Annotated in this window: 6 protein-coding genes; all 6 read right to left on the bottom strand. The window is 55.5% G+C overall.

Annotation, left to right across the window (positions count from 1 at the left end; all coding sequences use genetic code 11):
* Positions 1 to 8: 8 nt before the first annotated feature.
* Positions 9 to 653 carry a 16S rRNA (guanine(527)-N(7))-methyltransferase RsmG gene (rsmG, locus tag ACIQVE_RS28970; RefSeq protein WP_402815302.1) on the bottom strand — a complete coding sequence of 215 codons (645 nt, stop codon included), beginning with the start codon at positions 651 to 653 and terminating at the stop codon, positions 9 to 11.
* Positions 650 to 2548 (bottom strand): tRNA uridine-5-carboxymethylaminomethyl(34) synthesis enzyme MnmG, encoded by a 1899-nt coding sequence (gene mnmG, locus ACIQVE_RS28965; RefSeq protein ID WP_402815300.1) that lies wholly within the window; start codon positions 2546 to 2548, stop codon positions 650 to 652. The genes rsmG and mnmG overlap by 4 nt, the downstream gene beginning before the upstream one ends.
* 554 nt (positions 2549 to 3102) lie before the next feature.
* Positions 3103 to 4473, bottom strand: coding sequence for a tRNA uridine-5-carboxymethylaminomethyl(34) synthesis GTPase MnmE (mnmE, locus tag ACIQVE_RS28960; RefSeq protein WP_402815298.1), 1371 nt, complete (start codon positions 4471 to 4473; stop codon positions 3103 to 3105).
* 81 nt (positions 4474 to 4554) lie between these two features.
* Entirely contained in the window at positions 4555 to 6234 is a 1680-nt protein-coding gene (gene yidC / locus ACIQVE_RS28955) for a membrane protein insertase YidC (protein WP_402815296.1), read from the bottom strand.
* Positions 6235 to 6236: 2 nt separating this feature from the next.
* Positions 6237 to 6482 carry a membrane protein insertion efficiency factor YidD gene (gene yidD / locus ACIQVE_RS28950; protein ID WP_402815294.1) on the bottom strand — a complete coding sequence of 82 codons (246 nt, stop codon included), beginning with the start codon at positions 6480 to 6482 and terminating at the stop codon, positions 6237 to 6239.
* Positions 6475 to 6851: ribonuclease P protein component (gene rnpA, locus ACIQVE_RS28945; protein ID WP_402815292.1), on the bottom strand; the 377-nt coding region annotated here is incomplete at its 5' end. The genes yidD and rnpA, both read right to left, overlap by 8 nt.

Here is a 6851-nt window from a genome sequence, read left to right as displayed (position 1 = left end):
GTTCCCAATCATGCCGTGCGGCGCAGTATCAGCAGATGGCGTTGGCCTTGGCAACCGGGTACGGCCAGGGCGTGTTCGCTATCGAGTTTGAAGTCTGCCGGCAATGCTACCAGCTCATCGGCCGGATGAACGCCCTTCATTGCCAGCCAGCGTGTATCGGCATCGCCGAGGTGGCGAGTCCAGTTGCTGAAGTTTTCCATGCTGCTGAACGCCCGGGAAATGATCCCGTTGAACGGCTGCGCAGGCTGGAAGGCTTCGACACGACTGTGGATAACTTGCAGGTTATCCAGTTTGAGTTCGAGTTTGACCTGTGTCAGGAAGCGGGTTTTCTTGCCGTTGCTGTCCAGACAGGTCACTTGCGAGTCCGGAAACAGGATCGCCAACGGGATCCCCGGCATACCGCCGCCACTGCCGACGTCGAGCCAGAGACCATTTTCGATAAACGACATCACACTCAGACTATCGAGCAGGTGACGCGACACCATTTCGTCCGGATCGCGAACAGCCGTGAGGTTGTAGGCCTGGTTCCATTTGATCAACAGGGCCAGATAACCCAACAGCAATTCGTGTTGGGTTTCAGTGAGATTGATCCCGAGCTCGCGGGCTCCTGTGGATAACTCTTCGGCGTGTTGCGAAGTGACCTTAGAACTCAAGCGCTTTGCTCCAACTGACGGCCCGCGCCGCGTTTTTTCAAATGAATCATCAACAGCGAAATCGCTGCCGGGGTCACGCCCGGGATCCGTGAAGCCTGGCCCAGCGTCTCTGGACGAGTCGCGCCGAGCTTGCTCTGGATCTCCTTGGAGAGACCGGAAATGTTGGTGTAATCGATATCCACAGGCAGTTTCGTGTCTTCACTGGCGCGCAGACGGGCGATTTCATCCTGTTGACGATCGATGTAACCGGCGTATTTGGTCTTGATTTCAACCTGTTCGGCCACCTGTGGATCTTCGGCGCCATGCCCGGTCACTTCGACCAGACCAGCGTAGTCGATTTCCGGACGGCTCAAGAGGTTGAGCAAGTTGTATTCGTGGGTCAACGGCGTGCCGAATTTTTCCGCAATGCCATCGCCCTGTGGCGTGCCCGGGCGTACCCAGGTGCTTTTCAGGCGCTGCTCTTCGAGTTCGATGCTTTCGCGTTTTTTGCAGAAGGCCGCCCAACGCGCGTCATCGACCAAGCCCAACTCGCGACCTTTTTCGGTCAAACGCAGGTCGGCGTTGTCCTCGCGCAGGATCAGACGGTACTCGGCACGGGAAGTGAACATGCGGTACGGCTCTTGGGTACCCAGTGTGATCAGATCATCGACCAGAACCCCGATGTACGCCTCATCGCGGCGCGGGCACCAGGCTTCTTTGCCCTTCGCACGCAGTGCAGCGTTGGCCCCGGCCAGCAAACCCTGAGCACCGGCTTCTTCGTAACCGGTGGTGCCGTTGATCTGCCCGGCGAAGAACAGACCGCCGATGACTTTGGTTTCCAGGCTGTACTTCAGGTCACGCGGATCGAAGTAGTCGTACTCGATCGCATAACCAGGACGCACGATGTGCGCGGTTTCCATGCCGCGTATCGATTGCACAATTTGCAATTGCACGTCGAACGGCAAACTTGTGGATATCCCGTTCGGATACAGCTCATGGGTGGTCAAACCTTCCGGTTCGATAAACACCTGATGGCTTTCCTTGTCGGCAAACCGATGAATTTTGTCTTCGATCGACGGGCAGTAACGCGGGCCAATGCCTTCGATTTCGCCGGCAGCGGAGTACATCGGCGAACGATCGAGGTTCGCGGCAATGATTTCGTGGGTACGGGCGTTGGTGTGGGTAATCCAGCAACTGACTTGCCGCGGATGCTGTTCCTTGTTGCCCATGAACGACATCACCGGGATCGGCGTATCGCCCGGTTGCTCGGTCATCACCGAGAAATCCACAGACCGGCCGTCGATACGCGGCGGCGTGCCGGTTTTCAGGCGACCCACACGCAGCGGCATTTCACGCAGACGGTGTGCCAAAGCAATCGACGGCGGATCACCGGCACGACCGCCGGAGAAATTTTGCAAACCAATGTGGATAAGTCCACCGAGGAACGTACCGGTGGTCAACACCACGGAATCGGCGAAGAAACGCAGACCCATCTGGGTGACAACACCGCGTACCTGATCCTGCTCGACGATCAAGTCATCGGCAGCTTGTTGAAATATCCACAGGTTCGGCTGGTTTTCCAGGGTTTCGCGGACAGCGGCTTTGTACAAAACCCGGTCGGCTTGCGCACGAGTTGCCCGTACGGCTGGGCCTTTGCGGCTGTTCAATACGCGAAACTGGATGCCGCCCTTATCGGTGGCCATGGCCATCGCGCCGCCAAGGGCGTCGATTTCCTTGACCAGATGGCTTTTGCCAATGCCACCGATAGCGGGGTTGCAGCTCATGGCGCCGAGGGTTTCCACGTTATGCGTCAGCAACAGGGTTTTTGCCCCCATACGTGCTGACGCCAGTGCTGCCTCGGTACCGGCGTGACCGCCGCCGATGACGATCACTTCAAAACGGGAAGGGAAATCCACCACGCACCTCGTGCCTGCTTAAGTAGGTAATTCAGGAATAGTTTGAGATCAGGTTTCTGGACCTGGTCGACAAGTATAGGGACTTCGCCCTGCCTAAAGAACCCTCTGCACAAAAATTAACCAGCTGTGGAGAACTCGAGCTTAAAAGAATAAAAAAGAAAGAAATTTATAAAACCTTTGTTTTAATGCTTATTCTTACTGAGCCTATTTTCTGTGGATAGATCTCTACAGGCCTTATTTTTCAATGTGTACAGAGATTCAAAACCCTGTGCCCATGTGGCCATAAGCGGCTTGGATAACCGGTTTAAGCCTGTGGATGAAAGGGGCAGTTATCCACAGAGGTAGTTATATCCAGTTTTCAGGCCCTGTTATCAACTGACCTTAGTGGCAGTTATTCACAGGGCTTAATCCACAGAAATCTGATGAATGAGCAAATCGCGCGCAACGAAAATCCGCTCAGGGAGCATAAATCTGCCCGGCACTTCTGGAATCAGTTCAATGATGAGGGAAGCAGACGAGCCGCGAACGGGCCCGTCTGTAAAACACAGAAAGGGTTATTTACCGATGCAGAAGCTGGAAAAGATTCGTCCGAGCAGATCATCGGAGCTGAAAGCACCGGTAATTTCACCCAGAGAGTGCTGAGCCTGACGCAAATCTTCAGCCAGCAATTCCCCAGCCCCCGCCAGTGTCAGTTGCGCGCGACCGTGTTCCAGCGCCGCACTGGCGTGGCGCAAGGCTTCTAGATGGCGGCGACGGGCGCTGAAGCTGCTTTCCGATGTTTGCTCGTAGCCCATGCAGGCCTTGAGGTGCTCGCGCAGCAATTCCAGGCCTTCGCCTGCAGATTTAGCGCTCAGGCTGATGGTTACATGGCCGTCGTCGCTTGTTTCCAGTGAAATCGCTTCACCCGTCAGATCGGCTTTATTGCGGATCAAGGTGACTTTCGCTGGATCCGGGCGGATCTCGAGAAATTCCGGCCACAAGGCGAACGGGTCCAAAGCTTCAGGCGCCGACGCGTCTACCATCAACAGCACGCGGTCCGCTTCAGAAATGGCTTTCAATGCGCGCTCAACGCCAATTTTTTCCACCTGATCGTCGGTATCGCGCAGACCAGCGGTATCCACAACATGCAGCGGCATGCCATCAATGTGGATATGTTCGCGCAGAATATCCCGAGTGGTACCGGCAATCTCGGTCACGATCGCTGCCTCACGGCCAGCCAAGGCGTTCAGCAGGCTGGACTTGCCGGCATTTGGACGGCCGGCAATGACCACGGTCATACCATCGCGCAGCAAGGCACCCTGGCCTGCTTCTCGCAGCACTGTGGATAATTCATCACGGACTTTGTCGAGCATGCTCAATACGTGGCCATCGGCTAGGAAGTCGATTTCTTCTTCCGGGAAGTCGATGGCGGCTTCGACGTAGATACGCAGACTGATTAATTGTTCGGTGAGGTTATGCACACGCTGGGAGAATGCGCCTTGCAGCGAACGCAGAGCATTGCGCGCTGCCTGTGCAGAACTGGCCTCGATCAGATCGGCGATCGCCTCGGCCTGCGCCAGGTCGAGTTTGTCATTGAGGAATGCGCGTTCGCTGAACTCACCCGGGCGAGCCAAACGGCAACCCAGTTCCAGGCAACGCTTGAGCAACATGTCCAGAACGATCGGACCGCCGTGGCCCTGCAATTCAAGCACGTCTTCCCCGGTGAACGAGTTCGGACCCGGGAAATACAGCGCCAGACCTTCATCGAGCACCTGTTGGTCATCACTGAAAAATGGGCCGTAATGGGCGTAACGCGGTTTCAGTTCGCGACCGGCAATAGCTTTGGCCGCAACACTGGCCAGCGGACCGGAAATTCGGACAATGCCCACACCGCCGCGACCTTGAGCGGTAGCGACAGCTGCGATGGTTTCACGAGGTACGCTCATAAACCGTAATCCAGACAAAAGTGACAGATAGCAAAACGCCCCACTAGGGGGCGTTTTGAGTGGTGTTATCCACAGAGCAAGTTACGCCTCGGCTTTTTTCGCAGCCGCTTCGATCTTACGCGTGATGTACCACTGTTGTGCAATCGACAGGCAGTTGTTCACTACCCAGTACAGCACCAGACCAGCCGGGAACCACAGGAAGAAGAAGGTGAAAATGATTGGCATCATTTTCATGACCTTCGCCTGCATCGGATCCGGAGGAGTCGGGTTCAGCTGCTGCTGGATGAACATGGTTGCGCCCATGATGATCGGCAGAATGAAGAACGGATCTTTGATCGACAGGTCAGTGATCCACAGCATGAACGGCGCTTGGCGCATTTCCACGCTTTCCAGCAGAACCCAGTACAGCGAAAGGAAAACCGGCATCTGCACGAGGATCGGCAAGCAGCCGCCCAGTGGATTGATCTTCTCTTTCTTGTAAAGCTCCATCATGGCTTGCGACATTTTCTGCCGGTCATCGCCATGTTGCTCTTTCAGTGCAGCCAGTTTCGGCGCAACGGCACGCATGCGCGCCATCGATTTGTAGCTGGCAGCCGACAGAGGGAAGAAAATACCCTTGATCAGCATGGTCAGGAAGATGATCGACCAGCCCCAGTTACCTACGATCGCGTGGATGTGTTGCAGCAGCCAGAAGATCGGCTGGGCAATGAACCACAGTATGCCGTAGTCAACAGTCAGTTCCAGACCTGGGGACAACTCTTTCAGCACAGCCTGACTTTTCGGACCGGCGTACAGAACAGCACTGGTTTCAACTTTGCCACCTGGTGCAGCGGTCAGTGTTGGACCGGTGTAACCGATGATGTAGTTGCCTTTGCTGTCTTTACGGGTCTGGACGATGTTGTTTTCGCCCTTGGCCGGAATCCACGCGGTCACGAAGTAGTGTTGCAGCCAGGCTACCCAACCACCGGTGACGGTTTCCTTGAGTTGCGCCTTGTCCATGTCCTTCATGGACACTTTCTTGTACGGCTCAGAACTCGTCCACAGAGCGGCGCCCAGGTAAGTCGCGGTGCCGGTAGCAGTTGTGGACGAAGGATCAGCACTGTCGTCGCGCTTCAACTGGGCAAACATCGCGCCATTCCAGGGCTGAGCGCTCTGGTTATCCACAATGTAGGAAACGTTTACGTCATACAGGCCGCGTTTCACTGTGAAACGCTTGATGTAATTGACGCCGTCCTTGCTGAACTTCAGATCAACGACCAGTTGGTCCTGACCATCAGCCAGTTGATAAGTCTTCTTCTCGGCGGAGTAGATCGGGCGACCAGCCGGATTTGCGTCCGGGCCATTGGTACCGATCAGACCGCTTTGCGCCAGATAAACACGTTCGCCGCCGTTATCGAACAGCTGGAACGGAACATCAGGACGATCCTGACGACGTGGATACAGAGGCAAGGTCAGTTGAGCAACGTCACCACCTTGTGGATCGATCGCGAGATCGAGCACGTCGGTTTTGATCTGGATCAGATCCTTGCTGGCAGCCACCGGAGTTTCAGCAGGTGCGCTGGTATCGCTAGCGGCGCGCGGAATATCGTCACTGGCAGCATTATTGCCAGTGGCGGTGTCCGGCAAACCGGATGTAGTCGTACTGGAAGCAACATTCTGAGTCGGCAGGGCAGCTTGGCCATAGTCCTGGTTCCATTTAAGAACCATAACGTAGGACACGATTGCCAGGGCGACGATCAGGATCGTGCGTTTGATATCCATGATTACTCGGCCATCGAAGAAGAACGGGAGGTAGGGATAGATGGAACCGGGTCATAACCACCGGTATTCCACGGATGACAGCGACCTAAACGACGAAAGGTCAGCCAGCCACCGCGCAGAAGGCCATGATTTTCAATGGCTTCATACGCGTAGCAGGAACAACTGGGGTAGAAACGACAGTGGCTGGCCATCAGAGGACTAATGGCATAGCGATAAAACTGGATCGGAACGAGGGCCAGTTTACGCATCTGGACTGTCTACCCCTACAGTTTCGGTTTTGACTGCTGGAACTGGACTGTTACGGGCCAGACGCTTCCAGAGTTTGCCGAAATGCTGAATCAATTCGGGGTTTTCTACATCACCCAAACCTTTGCGCGCGACGATAACGATGTCCCAGCCGACCAGTGAATCCTGGTGCAGACGAAACGATTCGCGCATCAGACGTTTGAGGCGATTGCGCTCAACGGAGAGCTTTACGCTCTTTTTCCCGATAACCAGCCCGAGACGGGGGTGATCAAGATCGTTGTTGCGCGCAAGGAGCAGGAGATTTTTCCCCGGAACCTTGCCGGTAGGGGATTCAAAGACTGCCTTGAAATGCCGGGGGGTAAGCAGACGCA

Origin of the sequence: Pseudomonas sp. NPDC098747, assembly GCF_044760045.1 — a bacterium.
Lineage (GTDB): Bacteria > Pseudomonadota > Gammaproteobacteria > Pseudomonadales > Pseudomonadaceae > Aquipseudomonas.
This window is presented reverse-complemented; position numbering and strand designations above follow the sequence as displayed.

What these genes read in the sequence shown, in the direction of transcription:
- yidC (WP_402815296.1), bottom strand. Translation starts at nt 6,234, where the DNA reads ATGGATATCAAACGCACGATCCTGATCGTCGCCCTGGCAATCGTGTCC.
- mnmE (WP_402815298.1), bottom strand. Translation starts at nt 4,473, where the DNA reads ATGAGCGTACCTCGTGAAACCATCGCAGCTGTCGCTACCGCTCAAGGT.
- yidD (WP_402815294.1), bottom strand. Translation starts at nt 6,482, where the DNA reads ATGCGTAAACTGGCCCTCGTTCCGATCCAGTTTTATCGCTATGCCATT.